12 protein-coding genes are annotated in these 19,462 nt (G+C 37.1%); 10 read left to right on the top strand and 2 right to left on the bottom strand.

What is annotated here, in order from left to right:
• Positions 1-37: 37 nt before the first annotated feature.
• Positions 38-2,305: a TonB-dependent receptor gene (locus EJ994_RS12090; protein WP_126592717.1), complete on the bottom strand. Its 2,268-nt coding sequence runs from the start codon at positions 2,303-2,305 to the stop codon at positions 38-40.
• 101 nt (positions 2,306-2,406) lie between these two features.
• On the opposite strand from EJ994_RS12090, the gene EJ994_RS12085 reads away from it, so the two are divergent.
• The 9 genes from EJ994_RS12085 (at position 2,407) to EJ994_RS12045 (ending at position 15,813) form a co-directional block, all read left to right on the top strand.
• Positions 2,407-3,081, top strand: coding sequence for a metal-dependent transcriptional regulator (locus EJ994_RS12085; RefSeq protein WP_126592715.1), 675 nt, complete (start codon positions 2,407-2,409; stop codon positions 3,079-3,081).
• A gap of 11 nt (positions 3,082-3,092) precedes the next feature.
• Entirely contained in the window at positions 3,093-3,914 is an 822-nt protein-coding gene (locus tag EJ994_RS12080) for a ZIP family metal transporter (RefSeq protein ID WP_126592713.1), read from the top strand.
• A 21-nt stretch (positions 3,915-3,935) separates the two neighbouring features.
• On the top strand, positions 3,936-4,445 hold the full coding sequence (locus EJ994_RS12075) for a DUF4440 domain-containing protein (RefSeq protein ID WP_126592712.1): 510 nt from the start codon (positions 3,936-3,938) through the stop codon (positions 4,443-4,445).
• Positions 4,446-4,710: 265 nt separating this feature from the next.
• The gene (locus EJ994_RS12070; RefSeq protein ID WP_164721459.1) at positions 4,711-5,718 is read left to right on the top strand and encodes an endo alpha-1,4 polygalactosaminidase; all 1,008 of its coding nucleotides are present in this window, start codon (positions 4,711-4,713) and stop codon (positions 5,716-5,718) included.
• A 147-nt stretch (positions 5,719-5,865) separates the two neighbouring features.
• The gene (gene pelF / locus EJ994_RS12065) at positions 5,866-7,407 is read left to right on the top strand and encodes a GT4 family glycosyltransferase PelF (RefSeq protein WP_126592708.1); all 1,542 of its coding nucleotides are present in this window, start codon (positions 5,866-5,868) and stop codon (positions 7,405-7,407) included.
• A gap of 10 nt (positions 7,408-7,417) precedes the next feature.
• A complete protein-coding gene (locus tag EJ994_RS12060) occupies positions 7,418-9,022 on the top strand; it encodes a hypothetical protein (protein WP_126592706.1) in 1,605 nt (534 codons plus the stop codon).
• Entirely contained in the window at positions 9,009-9,830 is an 822-nt protein-coding gene (locus EJ994_RS12055) for an endo alpha-1,4 polygalactosaminidase (protein ID WP_126592704.1), read from the top strand. The genes EJ994_RS12060 and EJ994_RS12055 overlap by 14 nt, the downstream gene beginning before the upstream one ends.
• Positions 9,831-9,835: 5 nt before the next feature.
• Positions 9,836-11,806: a hypothetical protein gene (locus EJ994_RS12050; RefSeq protein ID WP_126592702.1), complete on the top strand. Its 1,971-nt coding sequence runs from the start codon at positions 9,836-9,838 to the stop codon at positions 11,804-11,806.
• Positions 11,803-15,813 (top strand): DUF2194 domain-containing protein, encoded by a 4,011-nt coding sequence (locus EJ994_RS12045; RefSeq protein WP_126592700.1) that lies wholly within the window; start codon positions 11,803-11,805, stop codon positions 15,811-15,813. The genes EJ994_RS12050 and EJ994_RS12045 overlap by 4 nt, the downstream gene beginning before the upstream one ends.
• Positions 15,814-16,004: 191 nt before the next feature.
• Here EJ994_RS12045 and EJ994_RS12040 read toward each other — a convergent pair whose 3' ends face one another.
• Entirely contained in the window at positions 16,005-18,788 is a 2,784-nt protein-coding gene (locus EJ994_RS12040) for an alpha/beta hydrolase family protein (protein ID WP_126592698.1), read from the bottom strand.
• 124 nt (positions 18,789-18,912) lie between these two features.
• Here EJ994_RS12040 and EJ994_RS12035 point away from each other — a divergent pair, with 124 nt between their 5' ends.
• Complete coding sequence (locus EJ994_RS12035; protein WP_241240774.1) at positions 18,913-19,419, top strand: hypothetical protein; 507 nt, start codon at positions 18,913-18,915, stop codon at positions 19,417-19,419.
• Positions 19,420-19,462 lie beyond the last annotated feature (43 nt).

The following is a 19,462-nucleotide window of genomic DNA, read 5'->3' as shown; positions in this document are numbered from 1 at the left end:
TTAATAGCCGGTTGTATTTAAAATAAGAATAGGTTATTCAATTTATTCTGTAACGCATACCAAAAAAACCGCGAATACCTTGGTTTGGACCATAAACATAGGAGGGATCAAACGTAAGGGCATTTGGATTATTAGGTGTGGCGAGGGGGTTGCCGTTGGAATCAAAAGTCACTTCCTTATCAAAAGGGTCGTTTGCTCTGGCTATAATGAAGGGATTGCCTCTGTTTGGGGTCCAGTCCAAAAGATTTTTAATACCTCCGTAAAATTCAAAGTCCGCTAAACCTTTATAGGTGAACTGTATGTTTTGGATACTCCAAACGGGTGAAAAGTCTCTTCGGGGGTCGGTATCCCCTAAAACGGGTAGTCTCATAGGACCATAAAGATTTCCTGTGTAATCTATACTCAGGTCAAGGTTTCTAAACGTGTAACCAATATTCCAAGTTGCAGTATAACTCTCTGTCAAGATTTGCCTTTCTTTAACTCCGCTTTCAGTCTGGGCAACATCTTGAAAGGTAGCCCCAAGTAAAAATTTGAATCCATTTGGGAAGACAATATCAATATTGGCACTAACTCCTTGAGAAACCGATTTTCCATCTAAATTATCATAAATAATCTGATCGGGGTTGGTATCATAATCAGGTAGTATTGCATTGCTAAAGTTGGTATAAAAGGCGGAGGCATCCAAACTTATAAACGTACCGTTATCACCGTATATCTTTTTAAGATAATTTAGGTTAAAGTTGAACGAACGCTCCGGATTTAGTTCTTCCGTTACCACCACTTCCCTTGCCCCGGTCAATGCTGCATGATCTTCCGTAAAAAGATTTACGACCCTAAAACCTGTTCCTGCATTAAACCGGAGAATGTCGTTATCGGTTATTTTCCATCTGTAAGCGGTTCTGGGGGTAAAAATGTTACCGTGTCTTTTGTCGTAATCATAGCGCATACCCAATAAAAGAGAATGCTTCTTGGAGAAGGCTATTTCATCTTGTACGAACAGACTAGGAATAACTATTTCATCTGGCTCAATGGTAGCCGTTGTATTGTCGTCGTAGTAGTTATAGCGCAGTGCAGAACCGAATAATACATCATGATTACCCCACATTTTATCCCAAGTGAGCTGTGTAAAACCAATCCTTTGGTCTGCCAAATAAGAAAGATCTCCGTAAACCGAGTTTTGATTATGGTCGTTGTACGAGAAAGAAAGCATTACTTTTTCGTCTACGGGTAGTTGATATTTTCCAATGATTTCCCATCGGCGGGTATAAATACTTTCCCCATAAACTTCATTTCCTCCTCTAAATGCGGGAGTCCATTGGAGCTCACCTCCCCATCTATCTTCATAGAAGAAGCGACCGGCTAAGGAGAGAATTCTGGACTTACTCCGCTCAAAGTTCCACTTTTGAAAGATAGAAATACGGTCCTGTAGGGTGAGGTCAGTAAAATTATCCCCGTTATTATCTATGATTTCATCATAGTTGAAATAGTTTACTCCCAGTAACATATCCGTCTTTTGTCCTAGCGCTATTTTGGCGCCAACATCCAAGTTGTATTCACCCCAGCCCGTGGCGAAAGCATCGGCAAAAAAATCCGGAGCTTCCAAGGAATTCTTGGTAATGATATTAATGAGTCCACCTACGGCTTCGCTTCCATATAAACTGGAGGCGGGACCCTTAACAATTTCAATCTGATCTATGAGCGAATTTGGTATTCCTGTTAGGCCGTAGACCGTGCCCAGGCCGCTGACAATTGGCATGCCATCGATTAAAACCAAGGTGTATGGACCTTCTAGGCCATTAATATGTATATCACCTGTGTTACAAACGTTACAATTAATCTGTGGTCGCACGCCGTTCACATTCTGTAAGGCTTCAAAAATACTTGCGGTAGGATTTTTTTTCAAGAATGTAGGGCTGTATACTTCTACGGGGACCGGACTCTCTGAACGTCGTACCGCTTTTAAAGTTCCGGTTACGACCATTTCATCCAATGCTTCCATAGATGGAACAAGTTCAATATCTAAAAGTCTAGTTTGTCCTTTGTTCAGTTCGATATTGGTGCTAAAAGTATGATAACCCAGTACCGAAACGATAATTCTTTGTGTTCCGCTCTCAAGATTATTTAATCGATACGTACCATTCTCGTCAGATGTAGTTCCCGTCTGGGTATTTTTTAAATAAATGTTGGCATATGGTACGGGTGCTCCCTCGGAGGAAATAGTCCCTAAAATGCTTCCTCTCTGTGCATTACAAAAAAAAGAGAACAGAAATAAAAGAGAAAAATAAAGATATAGTTTTTTGAACACCCTTGAATAATATTTAAATAAATCAAAATATTAATTTAGACAAAACTAAAAATTTGTTTTTATATATAAAAATGTATTTTAGCATATATTTTAATTTGTGAATGACACTCTCTGAGGAAGACTATATCAAAGGAATTTATCACCTTAGTAAAGGCGAGCAAATTGCGATTTCTACTAACGCAATAGCCAAGCAAATGGATACCAAACCTTCTTCGGTAACAGATATGATCAAAAAGCTATCTGATAAAGACCTTATTTTCTATAAAAAATATAAAGGCGTATCCTTAACCGAACGAGGACGGTTATCAGCATTGTCCATTATTAGGAAACATCGTTTGTGGGAAGTCTTCTTAGTAGAAAAACTAGATTTTGCCTGGGATGAGGTACATGAGGTAGCGGAGCAGCTAGAACATATAAAAAGTGAACAGCTCATTGATAAATTGGAAGGCTATTTGGGAAGCCCAAAAGTTGACCCCCACGGAGATCCTATTCCCTCGAAGGACGGAAGGTTTACCAAATCGGTAAAAAAGCTGATAAGTGAACTTCCTATTGGCAGTAAGGGCATCTGTGTTGGTGTAAACGACTCTTCAGCGGCCTTTTTAAAATTTTTGGATAAAAATAAGATTGCTCTGGGCGATACCCTGAAAATATTGGACAAAGAGGAATTCGATGGGTCGGTACAATTAGAAACTTCTGAACAAAAACTACGTATTTCCGCTCAAATTGCCTCCAATCTATTTTTAGAGATAGTGGAACAAGAGTTGAATAAAAATTAGCGCAAGATTTTATGGAACAGGTAATTAACTATTTTGAATCTATCAACCCAATTTTGGCGGCATTCTATGCAACCCTTTTTACGTGGGGATTGACCGCTCTTGGTGCCAGCCTGGTTTTTTTATTCAAAAATCCCAATAGAGCTGTCATGGATGGTATGCTGGGTTTTACAGGAGGTGTCATGGTAGCCGCTAGTTTCTGGAGTCTTTTGGCTCCGGGAATTGAAATGAGCCCTGGTGAAGGGTTTATAAAAGTAATACCGGCTGCTGTTGGCTTTGCCCTTGGAGCATTATTCTTGTTTGGATTGGACAAAGTATTACCCCACTTGCATTTGAACTTTAAAGAAAGTGAAGCAGAGGGTGTTAAGACACCGTGGCACAGAACCACCCTATTGACACTTGCTATTACCTTACATAATATTCCGGAGGGTTTGGCGGTAGGGGTTCTCTTTGGTGGGGTAGCGGCCGGCTTTGACGGAGCAAGTATAGGTGGTGCCGTGGCTTTGGCATTGGGTATTGGTCTTCAGAATTTCCCAGAAGGTTTTGCAGTTGCGATGCCTTTGCGCCGACAAGGATTGACCAGAAGGAGAAGCTTTATGTACGGTCAAGCTTCCGCTATAGTAGAACCAATAGCAGCGGTTATAGGTGCCTGGGCAGTATTGACCTTTCAACCTATATTACCATATGCACTTTCGTTCGCTGCAGGAGCGATGATTTTCGTGGTAGTGGAAGAAGTAATTCCCGAAACACAGCAAGATAAACATTCCGATGTGGCCGTGTTAGGCTTTATTGGAGGATTTATAGTGATGATGACCTTAGATGTGGGATTAGGATAATACTTATTTAAAATAAATTTTATGAGATATATTATAGCCATGGCGATTATGCTTTCATCCGCCACTGTGGGTGCACAAATCGAAGTCTTGAATATTCAGAGAGAAATAGATACCAGCGTTTGGAGACCTTTTCAAACGGCTTTTGAATCTTTGGATGGTGAAGCTTTAAACAGAACTTATGCGAAAGAGGTATTGCGGGTTACACCAAATGGAATAGATACCAATAATAGTTTTAAGTCTGCCAATATAAAACGTTTTGATAAAAACAGGGAGGATGGAGCCAGTATAACGCTAGATTTTTGGTTTGATAGCAGACACACCAATGAAACAACGTCATATGAAGTTGGTTTTTACAGAATAGGAACCACCTATACGGGAAAAGAACCTAGCTATAATTACGGACAGTTTCATATAGTCATTAAAAAGATTGATGGGCATTGGAAAATTACCCAAGATTGGGATACTGCACATATTAATGGTAATAACATCTCCCAGGAAGATTTCCAAAAACAAGAGCCCTTAGAATTTTAGGGGGGGATACTTATAGGAGCACCCCATCCTTATCTTTAAATGCAAGTCATATTAGGCACAGTTCTTTAAAAATACTTTTTTAATCTACGTTTAAAACTAGGATGTTTAGTTTTAAGGACAAGAGATCTATTTACAATTAGACCGAGGGGCTATTCGAACGTGGTAATAGTGTTAGACATCACTCAGAATGAAAAATGTATATTGAAGATTTTGAGGAATTACTTTACCTTAGCGTAATATAGAAGAACAAATGGGTTTACTAAAAATGAATTGTTTATTGTTGTTACTTGTTTTAGGATGTAATAACAATCAGGAACTTTCTGAAGTTTTTGGCGAAGAAACGGACCAATCCGTGAATCAGGCAAATAACGGAATCGATTATAGACAAGAGATGAGAGATTTTGTGATCGGGCTTGGAAAACATGCTAAAGAGGTTAATCCTGATTTTAAAATTATTCCACAGAATGGCATCGAACTGGTTACTATGAACGGAGAACCGGACGGTAAAATCAGTAAGGATTACTTGGCACTAATAGATGGTAACGGTCAGGAGAGTTTATTTTATGGGTACAAAAAAGATAACGTTAAAACAAATCAGTCCGTTAGTAAAACATTAATTTCTTATCTGGAAATTTCCCAGAAACAAGATAACATGATTTTTGTAACGGATTATTGTTCTGATTTGGAAAAAGTTAAAGATTCCAAACACAAAAATTCATCTTATGATTTTGTTTCATTTGCTGCTCCAGACCGGGATTTGACTATAATTCCTGAACTAAATCAGACCACAGACAAACTAAGTGGTAAAGACATTATCAATTTAAACGATGCCAATAATTTTTTATTCTTCCTGAATTACGAAAATTACCCCACTAAACAATCGGTTGTAAGCGCCATTTCGGATTCTGATTATGACATTGTTTTCATTGATATGTTTTTTAATGACGGCACGCCCTACTCCAAAAGCATGATTGAACGTCTAAAAATAAAAGCTAATGGCTCTAAAAGATTAGTACTGGCCTACATGTCCATTGGGGAAGCAGAGGATTACAGATTTTACTGGAATCCAAGCTGGAAACAAGAACAACCTGAGTGGCTGGATAAGGAAAACAAAAATTGGCCAGGTAATTTTAAGGTAAAATACTGGGAAAAGGATTGGCAAAATATCATTTACGGTAATACAGACTCCTATCTTGATCGAATTGTAGCAACTGGCTTCGACGGAGTATACTTGGATATCATAGACGCCTTTGAATATTTCGAAAATGAATAGATTCTCCTTTCTATTAAAAGTGCATTTTATCGATTATGGTATTCTACATCGTAGTTCATAGATAAAACGCTTACGTTTAACAAAATAAAATTAACATTCCCGTTAAGAGTGATTTCTTTGTGGTTACATACTAACTATAACTATTTAATGAATCATTCTAAGAACATTGAGGTTCTGCTGATTTGTGAGGGTACATTCCCCTATAACACAGGAGGCGTATCAACCTGGGCCAACGATCTTTGTACTCGAATAGAAGATGTGGACTTTACCGTTTATTCTATAAATGCAAACGTAGAGCGCTCAACCAAATACCATCTTGGAGATCGAATAAAAAAGGTCATACAGGTTCCCATGTGGTCTTCAGAGGAGCCATTTGACTGTTTGGACTACGGTATAAAGTATTCAAAAATACTCCAGAAAAGAGAGTTAACCACAGAATCGGCAATCGCTAGTTCGTTTTCACAAAGTTTCAAGACTTTTATAGAAGAGATATACGCTACGGAAAAGTCCATTGAGGTCATAGAACAATGTTTCCATAGGATGTGGCAGTTTTTTCAAAAATACGACTACAAAAAGACGATGAGCAGTGCCGTTGTCTGGAATAGCTTTAAAGAGGCCCTGATTTCCGTCATCCCCAAAGAAGAATTGGAAGACATAACACTTGAAGACACCACCACCGCTATGCGTTGGATTTACCGTTTTTTGATACCCATGGCAATCAAAGTTCCAAAGGTGGACATTGCTCATATCACAATTTCCGGTATCGCAGTGTTGCCCGCGTTGGCCCTTAAATATAAATATAATACACCCATATTGGTTACGGAACACGGTGTATTCATTAGAGAAAGATTGATTGCGATAAGTTCGGCAGAGTATCCGTATTTTTTAAAAAAAATGCTTATAAATTTTTCTGAGTGTATTACAAAACTAGTTTACTATCACGCTACTAAGATTACAACGGTAAGTAAGTTCAACCTATCGTGGGAAACCTTTTATGGTGCCAATGCCGCTAAAATAAACGTCGTATATAATGGGGTAGATCATACTAGATTTAAGCCACTACCAAAACCGGAACCTTTACTAAATATACCTACGGTAGTAGCCGCTGCTAGAATATTTGATTTGAAAGATATTATTACCATGATTCGTGTCTGTCATGAAGTAAGAAAATCAATACCAAATGTGCAGTTTTTAGTCTATGGTAATAAAGATGCCGTTCCGGAGTATACGCTTGCCTGTGAAGAATTGATTGTATCACTTAATTTAAAGGAGCATTTTCACCTTAAAGGATTTCATCATAATCCAAGTAAACTATACTCCGAGGGAGATGTGTCTATTCTAACCTCAATTTCTGAAGGATTTCCTTATACGGTAATTGAATCTATGAGCTGTGGTATTCCTGTAGTTTCAACGGACGTGGGTGGAGTTTCAGAAGCTCTGGATGAAACATGCGGGTTTATATGTAAGCCAAAAGACTATCAAGACATTGCCGATAAAGTAATAACACTTCTGAATGATCCTGATTTAAGGAGGGAAATGGGAGATAGTGCAAGAAAAAGAGTGATTTCAAACTTCACTATAAATAGTTTTACGACTGCTTTTAAAGATATATATAAGGGTTTGGGCAATAAAGATGTAAAGCTGAAAGAGACAAAAGAAACGAGCGTAGAAATAGCCGTTCCTCAATAGTATTTGCGAAATGATAGATTACAATAAAGTAGTAGCGGACACAACGAACGCAGTTGTCCTTAAGGTGGGTAACCCGGTAAACGATAGGGTGGTATTAGCAACTCTGGAATCCTTCGGCATTAGGGATAGTGACGTGTTATCAGATTATGGATTTCCCTCTATAAATGAGCTCGCGCAACATATTTTTTTAGATTTAAAAAGTAGAAACCCTAAGGATTTGAAGAATGAGCCAGAAATGAGAAGGGAAAAAAAGTCCAGAAGTATTCCCGTTTCCGATTATTTATGGATCAAATCAAAGCTCTTTACAAAGTATTACCCCTTAGGTCTATTTCATTTAATGCCCGTATTTATACAGATTATTACTATCGTTTTTTTTGGGTATTCCCTCTGGACCTATTTGGGATTTAATATTGTACAATCAACATCAGTTGTATTTGGGGTAATTCTTGGCCTTACGATTTCTGGCGGTTACATTCAAGTTCTCGGAAGGCAGTCATCCTTTTATTGGCATCATCAAGAATACTACAAGGCTAAAGTGGTCATAGATAAAATGACGTTCTCAGGAATCAAAGGATTGCTGGTTTCTTTCGCAGCACTGCTAGTGATTAATATGTTCTTTAATTTTTATCCATTTTCATTTGTCCTCATAACAATGATATACGCCTTCCTAATAGGCTTATTATTATTGGTTATGGCTCCTTTCCATTCTATAAAACAACGTTGGTTCAACTCATTGGTTATACTTATTTCTACAGTATTGGCACTTACCTTGAGTTTAACCACCTCTATTCATATCTACATTACGCATTGGATCGGGATTGGCTTGGCGATTGTCCTTTGCAGGGTTTATTTGTTATTATTCTTTAAGAAGAAAATCGGATTAAATGGTACAGACGCTATAAAACCAAGAACGGTTACCGTGATTTATAGGAATTATCACTACTTCTTTTATGGTATTCTGGTTTATCTATTTATCTTTTTGGATAGACTATTGGCATGGTCCGCAGACGCTACACTCACACATAACTACTTATTTCTTTATGAAAAAAATTATGAAATAGGCATGGATCTCGCCATCATTATTTTCTTCTTGTTATCCGGTGTTTTGGAATATTCCATCGCTTCATTCAGTAAGTTTTTGGATATAAGACAAAAGAGTACATCATTAATATATATAAAGTCGTTTAATATGCGCATGCATACCATGTATAAAGGACATATTACACTTTTATTGGGGACTGCTTTTTTATCTACTCTTTTCATTTATTTCTTTGTGACGAAATCATGGGGTTACCAAGCAAATTTTGGCGAAGCACTTGACCCCATAAGTATAAGGGTCTGTATCATTGGAGGGTTCGGATACCTGTTCATGACTTGGGGTATGCTCAATTCTTTATACTTATTTCTTCTTAATAAACCACAGGGAGCTTTGAAAGCAATTACGATTGCCTGCGTAATCAACTTTACGATCGGATTCTTTTCTAGTAGAGTTTTAAGTTATGAGTACAGTTCCGTAGGTATGCTGATCGGAGCATTCGTTTTTATGATTTTAACAAGTAAGCACACGATGTCCTACTTTAAAAAATTGGATTACCATTATTATGCGTCTTATTAATATACTCTTAGTCATATGGCCCTTCTTGTGTTTCTCAAAAGGAGCACATTTACAAGGTTCAAACGAAAAATCGTTGTTTGTCTGTTATGGAAAAATAGACCCGAACAGTATTGTAGGTTACAAACTTGTAGTGCTGGAGGCAGGTCATTTTAATGATGAAGATATTAGAATTTTTAAGAAAAATAATGAAAAAGTGATAGCATATATCAGTCTTACGGAGGTCAATGAGAACAGTCCACTTTTTAATAAATTAAAGTCATATTGCATTGGTGAAAACACCAATTGGGGAAGTAGGTTCGTTAATATATCTGATGAAAGAGCTAAGAAGGTTTTGCTCAGTCGAATCGGTAAACTCGAAAATCACGGCTTTGATGGACTGTTCTTGGATAACCTTGACAATGTTTCTAGTTGGGGCGCACTTAACGGAATGGAGAATGAGTTAGTAGAGCTTTTACAGACCATCAAAAGGAAGTATCCACAATTTTATCTCTGCCAGAATTCAGGTCTTTTTCTTGATGCTCAGCTATCGAGCCTTACTGATGCCATAGTTTTAGAATCTTTGGTAACCAACTATGATTTTCAAAAACAAGAATATCTTTTGAGAGATGAAACATCTAAGAATCGCATGTTGCAAGAAATTCTAAACCAAAGAAAGTCAAAGGATAAGCCTATTTATATTTTGGAATATAGCGACAATTTTAAAATAATGGAAGAGGTTACAAAAGAGTTGATTACGTACAAATTGCCATACTACATTGCTCAGATAGACCTTCAACATCCATCTCAATTTTTAATGCTGAATAAATGATACTCATGGATTATGTTTTAGTTGGCCCACTTAGGGTTCTCTTTTTGTTTGCAGGGGTTTTGTTCTTTCATCAAATAATAACAAGACAGCCCTTACGCAATTATGGTTTGGACTATATTTTAAAAAGGATAACTTTTTATGGCAGTAGTTTGTTGATTTTGGTATTTATCCTGGTTCAGTTGGATTTATATGACACTTTTTCGGTATTGGCTATTCTAGTAATTATACTAGTTTCCCAATATTTCGGATTAAAGAATTATGCTTTTAGCGGTAAGTCATTTAAACGTAAAAAAGTAAAATTCCTATTAAAGTTCTTCAAGTTCATTGAAGAACGCCCCAGGTTTGGGGATATTTACACAAGTTTAAAAAGGTTATATGTTCCACAACATATCAGTTTAAAACTTATCACTGCTTTTCTAGTTGCCGCTGTTTGTTTTGTATCCAGATATTTATTTCTTGAAAGTGATTTATATACTCTATCCGATTTATGGCAAACAAACTTGGAGTTTGTCAAACAATTTAACTATAACCAATGGTTTACCAGTGGATTTAGATTATTAGGTGAAGACGCTGTTATCAATTTATATTCAAAAGTTACTGGGATAAGTGAAGAAATGGCTGTGCACTCTTTTGGACTGTTAGAAGTGTTTGGTCTCAGTATAGTGCTGTACTGGATAATCTCTAAAATTAGTAAATCCGATTTCTTAGCACCCATGTTTTCAGTACTATTTTATGGTTTTGTATTCAAATACTTGCCAATTAACACCAACTTATTGTTAGAGCATAATCCTATAAATATGGCTTTTTGGATTGCCTTACCAATTATGATATACACACTTTTACCAGGACTACTGACTATTAAAGCAAAAAAGTTCATGACACAATTAATGGTGGCGTACAGTGCACTGTTTTTCGTAAATCTTTTCGTCGCCATTATCGTAATACCCCTTTTTTTATTGACAGCACTTATGTTTCAAACAAAAAAACGAAGAATGTTCGTACTGAGAAGCATTTGGGTTTATATTTTGGCGGGAACCCTTGTGATAGGTTTGCATGGAATAGCCTGTTACGTAAACGATGTTTCCTTTTATAGTTTTTTTAAGGAGAACCTTATTTTAGTAGATGCGTACACCTATTTTCCCCAGATAGAAATGGGTATAGAAAAGCTTATGAGCTATTACGCTATTTTTGGAGTAATCGTACTGTTATGTCTCTTGCCTATTTATCTTAAAGAAAAAGCAAAATGGACCCCTGCACTAATAATCATCATATTTTTTAATATAGTCGTTTCCCTTAAATGGTTAAGGTGGGATTGGATAGATGTTGATCTATATTATCAAACTATTGCCGCATTGATTGCCATGCCCATCGGTATCTTTTTTGGGGTGGTAATGCATTATTTGAAAATGACAATTCCTAAAAACCAACTCCTTAGGGCTCCTGTCTATAGTTTCCTATTCTTGATGCTTGTTTACATGGCTTATACTTCAAACAGCTTCCTTAAATCTGATGAGAACCAAAAAGACAAACTTAAAAGTGATGTATTACTGGTTTATAATAAATTGTCCAATGACTATTTACCCTACTCTTATATGGTTGTGAACGACAATTATGGTTTTACGATCAGCAAAAGTAAACACCATTTTATTCAGTATGAAAATTTTCTGAAGACCTATATAGAAAGAGATTCCATATACCACAACATAAAGGAGAATGACAAATTGTTAAGAGAGAACTCCCAGTATATTCTACCCAACAGTGTTTTTGTTTTTGTTTCTGAAAACGAGGACAAAGAGAACCTAAGTTCATTGGCCACATCGGCAGAAATAAAAAGTAACATTTTAAGAACACTCAAGGTTCTAAGAAGTAGAGGTAGAAAAATAGACATTTTCTATACTAATCAATATTTAACGGTTTACGAAATCGTAAACCAAAAAAACTCATCAAGATTAGATGAGCTAATATTCAATCTATGATAAAAAGTGTTAAAATAATTTTAGTTGCAATCTCGATTCTAAGTCTGAATATTGGATGTCAGAGTGATTTGTATCGATTCAATAGTCGGTTTAATATCCCTGCAAAAAGTTCAGAATCACCGTTAGTTCAATTCATACAAGAATCGGGGGATTATGAGGCTATGATGGAGCGAGAAAATTTAGGAAAGGCCTTTGAATACACCAAAATACCCTACAACTATATTCCCGTTAAGCAATTTAACGAAGATGTAACCTTGGCCCCGACCGCACGACTATTAGTCATCAACCAGACGTTTGGACTCAAGGATGCCGCTATCGATTCATTATTGGCATTTGTTGCAAAGGGCGGAAGCATATTTTTTACTAAACCTATTAATGACGAGCGTCTCGCTTTTTTCTACGGTTTCGGGACAAATTCAAATTGGAAGACCAATAAGACGGCAGAAGGCTTTTATTTTAAAAAGCCAATTTTTCCTGAAAAGATGAAGTTTACCTATTTAAACAAGGGCTTACATTCAGGATTTCAGAATTCTAATTTCTCCGATAAAATTGAGGTTTTGGTTGCTGCGGCTAACGATAAGGAATATCCAGTTCTAATCAAAAATAAAATAGGGAAGGGTCAGGTCCTTTTACATAATTCTTTTGAACAATTGAACAAAAGTATGAGAGGATTTATTTTTAGTTGTTCTTTGTTGGGGCTGGAAGGTGTTCCCTATCCGGTGGCAAATGTGGCAACTATTTTCCTTGATGATTTTCCTTCTCCTACTTATGCCATCTATAAAGAGCCGATAAAATCCGAAATGAACATAACAGTGACAGATTACGTGAATAATGTATGGTGGCCAGATATGAAGAAACTTGCCAAAGAGGAGAATATGAAATATACAGCCTATGTTACCTTTGACTACAATGCCGGCGTTATTCCACCTTTCTCATTTAAAGAATGGGACAGGAACAAAGTTACTGTGAACAATCTAGAGCAGAGTGCTAGTGGTTGGATCGGGAGAGACATATTAAAGAGTGGTCATGAATTAGGTTTTCACGGATACAATCACGTGTCACTTTTAGCTAGTGATTGGACAAATCCCGACTATATGGTCACGGCCCTAAAATCTGCTGATAAAAAATGGAACATCTTAAACTTTAAAGACCTTCCTAGATCATATGTACCACCCAGTAATTATATCGATAGTGTGGGCTTAGCAAAATTATATCAGGGAATGCCAAGTCTAAGATATGTGCAAAGTACTTATTTAGGGGAGTTGAAGGAAGGCGGATTGCGTGAATTTGACCCAGAACCGTATAATAATCGCTTTTTTAACTTTCCAAGAATCAGTAGTGGTTACGTTTTGGATACGACAAGTGAATGGGAAATTGAATCCATGTACATGTGTACGGGTATATGGACGCATTTTGTGCATCCAGACGATGTTTATCAAATACCGGATAAATCCAACTCTGAAACAAGTGGTCATTTTGAATATCGTAATAAGTACAATTTAAACTGGTATAGCACTGGCTCAAAGAAAGGAATGTTAGATCGGTTTAAGGAACATATTAAGGATTACAAAAAGAATCACCCTAATGCTAGGTTTCTAAATGCGACTGAGGCATCGGAAGTTACCGTAGAATGGCGTAATAACTATTATTCACATTCTAATTATGATGGTCTTTACGAGGTTCAGGGTAGGAGTGAAAGCAAGGGTTCCCCTGAACGTTTTTGGTTGATGTATGTAGGCAGAGAAAATGTTCAACAGATGGATAATACGTTGAACAGGGAAGAGATAGCCTACGAAAAGAAAAAGCTAATGAACGGCTTCCTCTATTCTATAAAGACTAGAACTGCCGAACTTGTGATTCCTGACTTGAATCCCAGTTTACCCGTCCTGTTCGAAGACGAAAATAACAGAATAGGGCAGGTAATGACAGAACGCGCCGTATTTGAAAAAAACAAGAAATTACTAATGCCTATTGACGAAAGGATAAAACGGTATGTAGCAGAGGGTGATTTGAGTGCCGCAACAGATTTAATTCAAGAGCAATTTAAAATAAGTTCCAAAGTAAACAGAGTCATGATCAAAGACTATGCCCAGTATATGGTCTGGCAAGAAAGGGAAAAAGAACTATGGACCGTATTGGATAGGTATTATTCTCGTTTTGAGTCTGCTAGTACGGCCCAAGTTCACAGTCTTGTTCTGGATGTAACTTTCTACCCTGAACCAAGTGAACATCAAAAATGGTTGGAGCGAGAACTTTATTGGGATACGGATAACGCGGAGATACTTAAAGATTACATACAAAATTTTAATACAGAGGAAAACTATCATAGCATTAATAAATCTTTTCAAAAACTTATAGCAATTGAACCCTCTATTGATTTAACCAAGGCCTACGCTAATTTTTTAATAGGTAGTGAAGCAGAAGAGGTTTTATCTTTTTTAAACACCATAGAGGTTTGTTCTTTTGATGATAAAGCATTGGCCAATGTAATAGCTTGGTCCTATGCAGACAGATTGGTTTTTGAAAAGGCCCTACTTTGGGCACAATGCGCTCAGGGTATTAACCAAGAAACTATTGATTTTTGGACATTAAGCTCAACTTCTTTTGAGGAGAAAAAAGAGACAGATTTACCCTATTATATAAGGCTGTTATTGGCCAACGATGCCAGAAAGGCCTATCAGGAATTGAGGAATATTACCCCATGTTTTAGAGGTCTAGAAAATGAAGCAACTCGGATAGCGGTTAATTTTGCTGATTATGGTGATTTTTCTAAGGCCTTGGAATGGTCTAAATGCGGTGCGGAGGTGCCAATTGAAAAAAAGATGGAATGGTATTTTGAAACCAATCAGTTAAAAGAGTTGAAGAAGGTCTTTAAAGAATACTTAAGTGAAAATCCAAGGGATTATAAGATAAAAAATCATATGGCGACCCTCATGCTGTACAGTAGTGACATTATGGGCGCAGCTAGAATTGTTATCGGAATGCCCATGAACAAAGTAGATAAGAACATCATAAAAGCTATCAATCGAGAAGTAAAGGAAATGGATTTGAGGCAGCAGGCTTCTTTCTATAAACAATATATAGAACTGATCGATGCTAACGTTGGAAAGGAAATAGTGTCGAAAATAAGAGAAAACCAGGGTAACGAGATTGGTTTTGAAACGTTTAACATAAATGATGCTTTTAGGCCTACGGCTCTGATGAATAGCGTTTACTTCAAACTAAGAAATCAAAAGGGTAATTTTCATAAAATTGGGCTTACACAGAGTACCATGTACAAAATTCCGCCAGATTCTATCATAAGGCCAAATAATGAAGGAAGAGATTTATTAGGTTTAGAATACGGCTATTATATGAATTCAAAAGAAAATAAAAATGCTTGGTTAAGAGGAAGATTAGAAAGAGATAATCAAAACAAGTTGTATTATCAGTTTGGAATAGGTTATAGCACTAGTCAAAAACTGAATTTTACATCGTTTCAATTGGATGCTTTTCCCGTAAGAACGGGTCCAGGACATGTTTTAGACATCTATAGAATTAGGTTCAATGGATACAAGGAAATAGCATTGGGTAAATCTTTCAAGAATATCATATCCTTGGAATCCAACTATTATACGGATGACGAGTTTGAAACAACCGGGCTGTTGAGGCTTGAGTATGCCCTCCTTAATTTGAAAAAATTCAAAATTTCCCCATTGTTGGAAACATCTTACGGATTTGGGACTTTAAATAGAAGGGACGGATTTCCTTACTGGATAGCTAATAATAGATTAGTGGGCGGTGGAGGCATCCTTTTTACAATTGGTTCGCCTTTGACAAATTTTCAATTTACTACGGATATTAGCCTTTTTGCAGAACGGGACCAACCTAACTTTGAGAGATATATGGGGCAACTAACCTATAAAATCAAAAAGTTTACACAGATAAGAGCAGCTTATGAAATCTATACCATTGATGACTTTTTCTCTAATGTATTTCAACTGGGATTGGGATATCGGTTTAAGTAAAGATCGGGTCAAAGCAATTATGGGTTTAACGCTTACTAAATAAACGTTAAACCCGTAATAGCTTAATTTCATTGGCACCACCAAAGGGTGTGATATTCATGGGCTTGCCTCGAAATTGAAAATATGTTTCCAATGAATGCCTCGAGGGCTTGCCCCATGGTAGTTTACGAATCAAGGATCAATTCTTTCTTTTACTCTGGAGAATCCGTTAACTCATACCCTTGGTTAATTCCTTTTACAAGGGCAGGGACTCCTTTCTCCATCCATACGGGTTTTGGAGCACCCTTGAGATAGTAATCGAAAAATTGGGCCATTCTTAGGTTAAAATCTTTTCTGTTCTGTAATTTTAACGGCCAATGCGGTTCCCCATTGTAGTTTAGAAACCAAGATGGTTTCCCCAACCTTCTAAGGCTAACGAAGAATTCAATACCTTGATACCAAGGCACATGGCCATCTGCATCGTTATGCATGACCAATAGTGGTGTATTTATTTTATCGATGTTGAAAATTGGGGAGTTTTCTATATAACGCGCTGGGTATTCCCACGGTGTACCTCCGATTCTACTTTGGGTATGTTCGTACTGAAATTGCCTACTAAGCCCTGTCCACCAACGAATACCTCCGTAGGCACTAATCATATTGGGTACGGGAGCACCGGATTCAGCCGCTTTGAATATATCGGTTTTAGTAACTAAATAGGCAATTTGATACCCTCCCCAGCTATGTCCTTGCACACCAATGTTGTCCTTATCTATAAACCCTTTTTCTATAAGGGAAGTTACACCAGGAATGACACAATTATAAGCGCTTTCACCAGGATAACCTACACGATAGGCCACATCAGGATTAAATATTATATAGCCTCTACTGGTATAAAAGCTATAGTTAATAGATGATCGCTCCGCTCTGGGTATTCTGTGACGGTGCAGACCGTCCGAACTACGTTCGTAAAAATTTACGAGTAAGGGGTATTTCTTGTTCGGGTCAAAATTCTCTGGTTTTATGAGCATCCCTGTAAGCTCTTTACCGTCTAGGGATGTCCAGTTGATAAGTTCATTGGTACCCCAATTATAGCCGCTTTGTTGCGGATTGGCATCGCTTAGCACAGTGATATTCTCAAAATCGAAGTCGGTTGTTCTTAGATCTGGGAATTCCTTAAAAGATTCCCTCGTAAATAACAGTTGTTCACTCAAGACAGCCTTTTTAGGATTGGAATACCGATATGGTCCTGATACTAGTTTGGTCAATTTTTGATTCTTTGGGTTGAAAAGTACGTAACCGGAATTCTTGGTAATTTCGTCAAATACCGTAAATAACCATTTCGTATCGGGATTTAAGAAACGTTCTTCTTTGTCTAATTGAACCAAACGGTACCTGGTCTTTGTTTCACGCCCTTTGGTTAATCTATTTCCTGCGCCTGTTTTCGGATTAAACTCCCAGATGTCGTACCTGTCATAAAGTAGAACTGAAGCATCATCTTTTGTAAAGCCGGCCATTCCATAGGCATAAGGGTGGTCTGGGTAATCATGGAATTCATTATAAAAAACCTTGTCCTTTGTTAGTGCTTTATAGATTCCCGATTTCATATCATGTGTAAACCAAGTGGTATCTACCCTGCTGTAACCATATGCATACTTAGCCTTTGGGCTGAGCTTCATTTGAGCGGATTTTTTGATTTTCCTTACGGTTTCTCCCGTACGGACATCCAGTACGGCATAATCGTACTCCTTAAAACCTTTCCATTGACTTTCTAATTCATAAGGTGTTGAGGTGCCTATTAGCGTATAAGCAGCATTACCTTCATCACCCAGTTCACTTTCTGTAAACTCGGTATTTGCCAGTTGTACTAGTTTGTTATCTTTTAAATGGATTACGGTTTCAAAGGACCGTATGGTGTCATTTTTTAACTGTAGTTCTTGTACAGTGTACAACCGGGGTTCATTATAGGTCCATACCTCTACGTTCACGATTTCATCATCGGTAAGGGTGGTGTCCTTAACGATAGGTGGGGTTCTTAGACCAAAAAATAGTTTGGACTCATCTTTGGAGAAATGTACTTTTCCATCAGATGAAACCAAATAATCTTTAGGGGCACTGGACGAATCAACTAGTTTTTCTGCTTTCCCAGCACCTTTTTTCCATAAAAAAAGTTCGTTTGGGCGTATCTGTACTTTCGTGGTGTCCGCATCTACCACAAAACCAAGATGCCGGCCTGTCTCGCTAAACTCAAGTTGGTAATATTTGGCGCTTTTAACGGAGTGAATATTGTTTGTTTCTTCATTCTCCAAATCCATAACAACAACACTCGAGTTACTGTCTTTATCTGGACCCGTAGTACTATAGGCAAACATGTTGTCCTTTTTTGAAAAGGTATAGTGTGTTACGAATTTTAAGGTATCCTCCGTATTATCTTCGAGATTACGTAGCACTACGTGATAGCCATTTTCCTTACTTACGTTCTTTTTTTTAGGCTTTTTCTCTTGAACCGAATCTTTACTTTTTGACGTATTATCGGTTTTTACTTCTTCCAGCATATAAGCCACATAACCGGACCATTTTTCCGGTACTTTGTACGATTTTAGATTCCCTATTTTGGTAAGGCTCTTATTTTCTAGGTTGAAAATTCCTAAAGAATCCTTTGGCAAATTTTTCTTCTTCACCTTTCTGCTTTTCATGGCCCTAAGGCTATCTTTCCAAGGTTTTATTGTAAAGAACAGGTGTTTGGAATCATAACCGAATAGTCCTTGCTTCCCGCGGTCGTACGACAATAATTCCCTTCCGTCAATGTCCTTTATCTTCAGGAAATGGTCCTTTTCTCCCTTTGCTAAAGCGTAAACTAAATACTTTCCATTTGGGTCTAGTTGGTCTCCTTCAATAGTACTCCAAAGCTCATAATCGCTGTGGTCCAGCACTTTTTTTTGTGCGGAAACAGTCAGGGAAATAAACAGTAGCAGAAAGGGTATTATAATTTTCATAGGGTCTAATTATTTAATGCTTTTAAATATAAAGGGATTATTGGAATAATGTTTGCGTTAGAACCTTAAAAGAACAATTTTAATTATAAGAGTGAGGTGGCAATAGTGTTCTTAAGGTGTCGTTATGATTATAGTACATAGTGATATCTTTGAAGAAATAAATTACAGTAGGGCAATAGTTAAGAATGGTATGACAAGCAAAAAAAGACATTGGTTTTGGAATTTGGTAATGATTATTACTTTCATCATATGCCTCTCTAGCTTGGTGATGCATTACAAAAATTGGGTAAAATTAGAACCTAATGAAATTCAATTACTTTCTGGATTTTATCGTGTTGCTATCCCTTATGCCGACATGGATAGTGTGCTGTTCGTAGAGCGTATACCGCCAATGGAAAGATTGAATGGATTTTCTGCGTTGGAAAAGGAAAAAGGTATTTTTAGAGCATTTAAGGATTCTCTTACAGAAAGTAAAATTCATGTTTTCGTGGATAATATTTCACAACAGAAAATAAAAATAGTCTATAAGGACTCGCTCAAACTGTTCGTAAACCTTAAAGATTCTGTTGAAACCTTAAACTTATTTAACCACTTACAAGAAAAAAGTTTGGATGTTACCGTTCCAAACTAGAACAATAGACACTATAATTTATAAATTATTGAAGCTATGAACG

This window comes from Maribacter sp. MJ134 (assembly GCF_003970695.1).
Taxonomy (GTDB): Bacteria; Bacteroidota; Bacteroidia; order Flavobacteriales; family Flavobacteriaceae; genus Maribacter.
This window is presented reverse-complemented; position numbering and strand designations above follow the sequence as displayed.

What these genes read in the sequence shown, in the direction of transcription:
- EJ994_RS12085 (WP_126592715.1), top strand. Translation starts at nt 2,407, where the DNA reads ATGACACTCTCTGAGGAAGACTATATCAAAGGAATTTATCACCTTAGT.
- EJ994_RS12080 (WP_126592713.1), top strand. Translation starts at nt 3,093, where the DNA reads ATGGAACAGGTAATTAACTATTTTGAATCTATCAACCCAATTTTGGCG.
- EJ994_RS12075 (WP_126592712.1), top strand. Translation starts at nt 3,936, where the DNA reads ATGAGATATATTATAGCCATGGCGATTATGCTTTCATCCGCCACTGTG.
- EJ994_RS12070 (WP_164721459.1), top strand. Translation starts at nt 4,711, where the DNA reads ATGAATTGTTTATTGTTGTTACTTGTTTTAGGATGTAATAACAATCAG.
- pelF (WP_126592708.1), top strand. Translation starts at nt 5,866, where the DNA reads ATGAATCATTCTAAGAACATTGAGGTTCTGCTGATTTGTGAGGGTACA.
- EJ994_RS12060 (WP_126592706.1), top strand. Translation starts at nt 7,418, where the DNA reads ATGATAGATTACAATAAAGTAGTAGCGGACACAACGAACGCAGTTGTC.
- EJ994_RS12055 (WP_126592704.1), top strand. Translation starts at nt 9,009, where the DNA reads ATGCGTCTTATTAATATACTCTTAGTCATATGGCCCTTCTTGTGTTTC.
- EJ994_RS12050 (WP_126592702.1), top strand. Translation starts at nt 9,836, where the DNA reads ATGGATTATGTTTTAGTTGGCCCACTTAGGGTTCTCTTTTTGTTTGCA.
- EJ994_RS12045 (WP_126592700.1), top strand. Translation starts at nt 11,803, where the DNA reads ATGATAAAAAGTGTTAAAATAATTTTAGTTGCAATCTCGATTCTAAGT.
- EJ994_RS12040 (WP_126592698.1), bottom strand. Translation starts at nt 18,788, where the DNA reads ATGAAAATTATAATACCCTTTCTGCTACTGTTTATTTCCCTGACTGTT.
- EJ994_RS12035 (WP_241240774.1), top strand. Translation starts at nt 18,913, where the DNA reads ATGATTATAGTACATAGTGATATCTTTGAAGAAATAAATTACAGTAGG.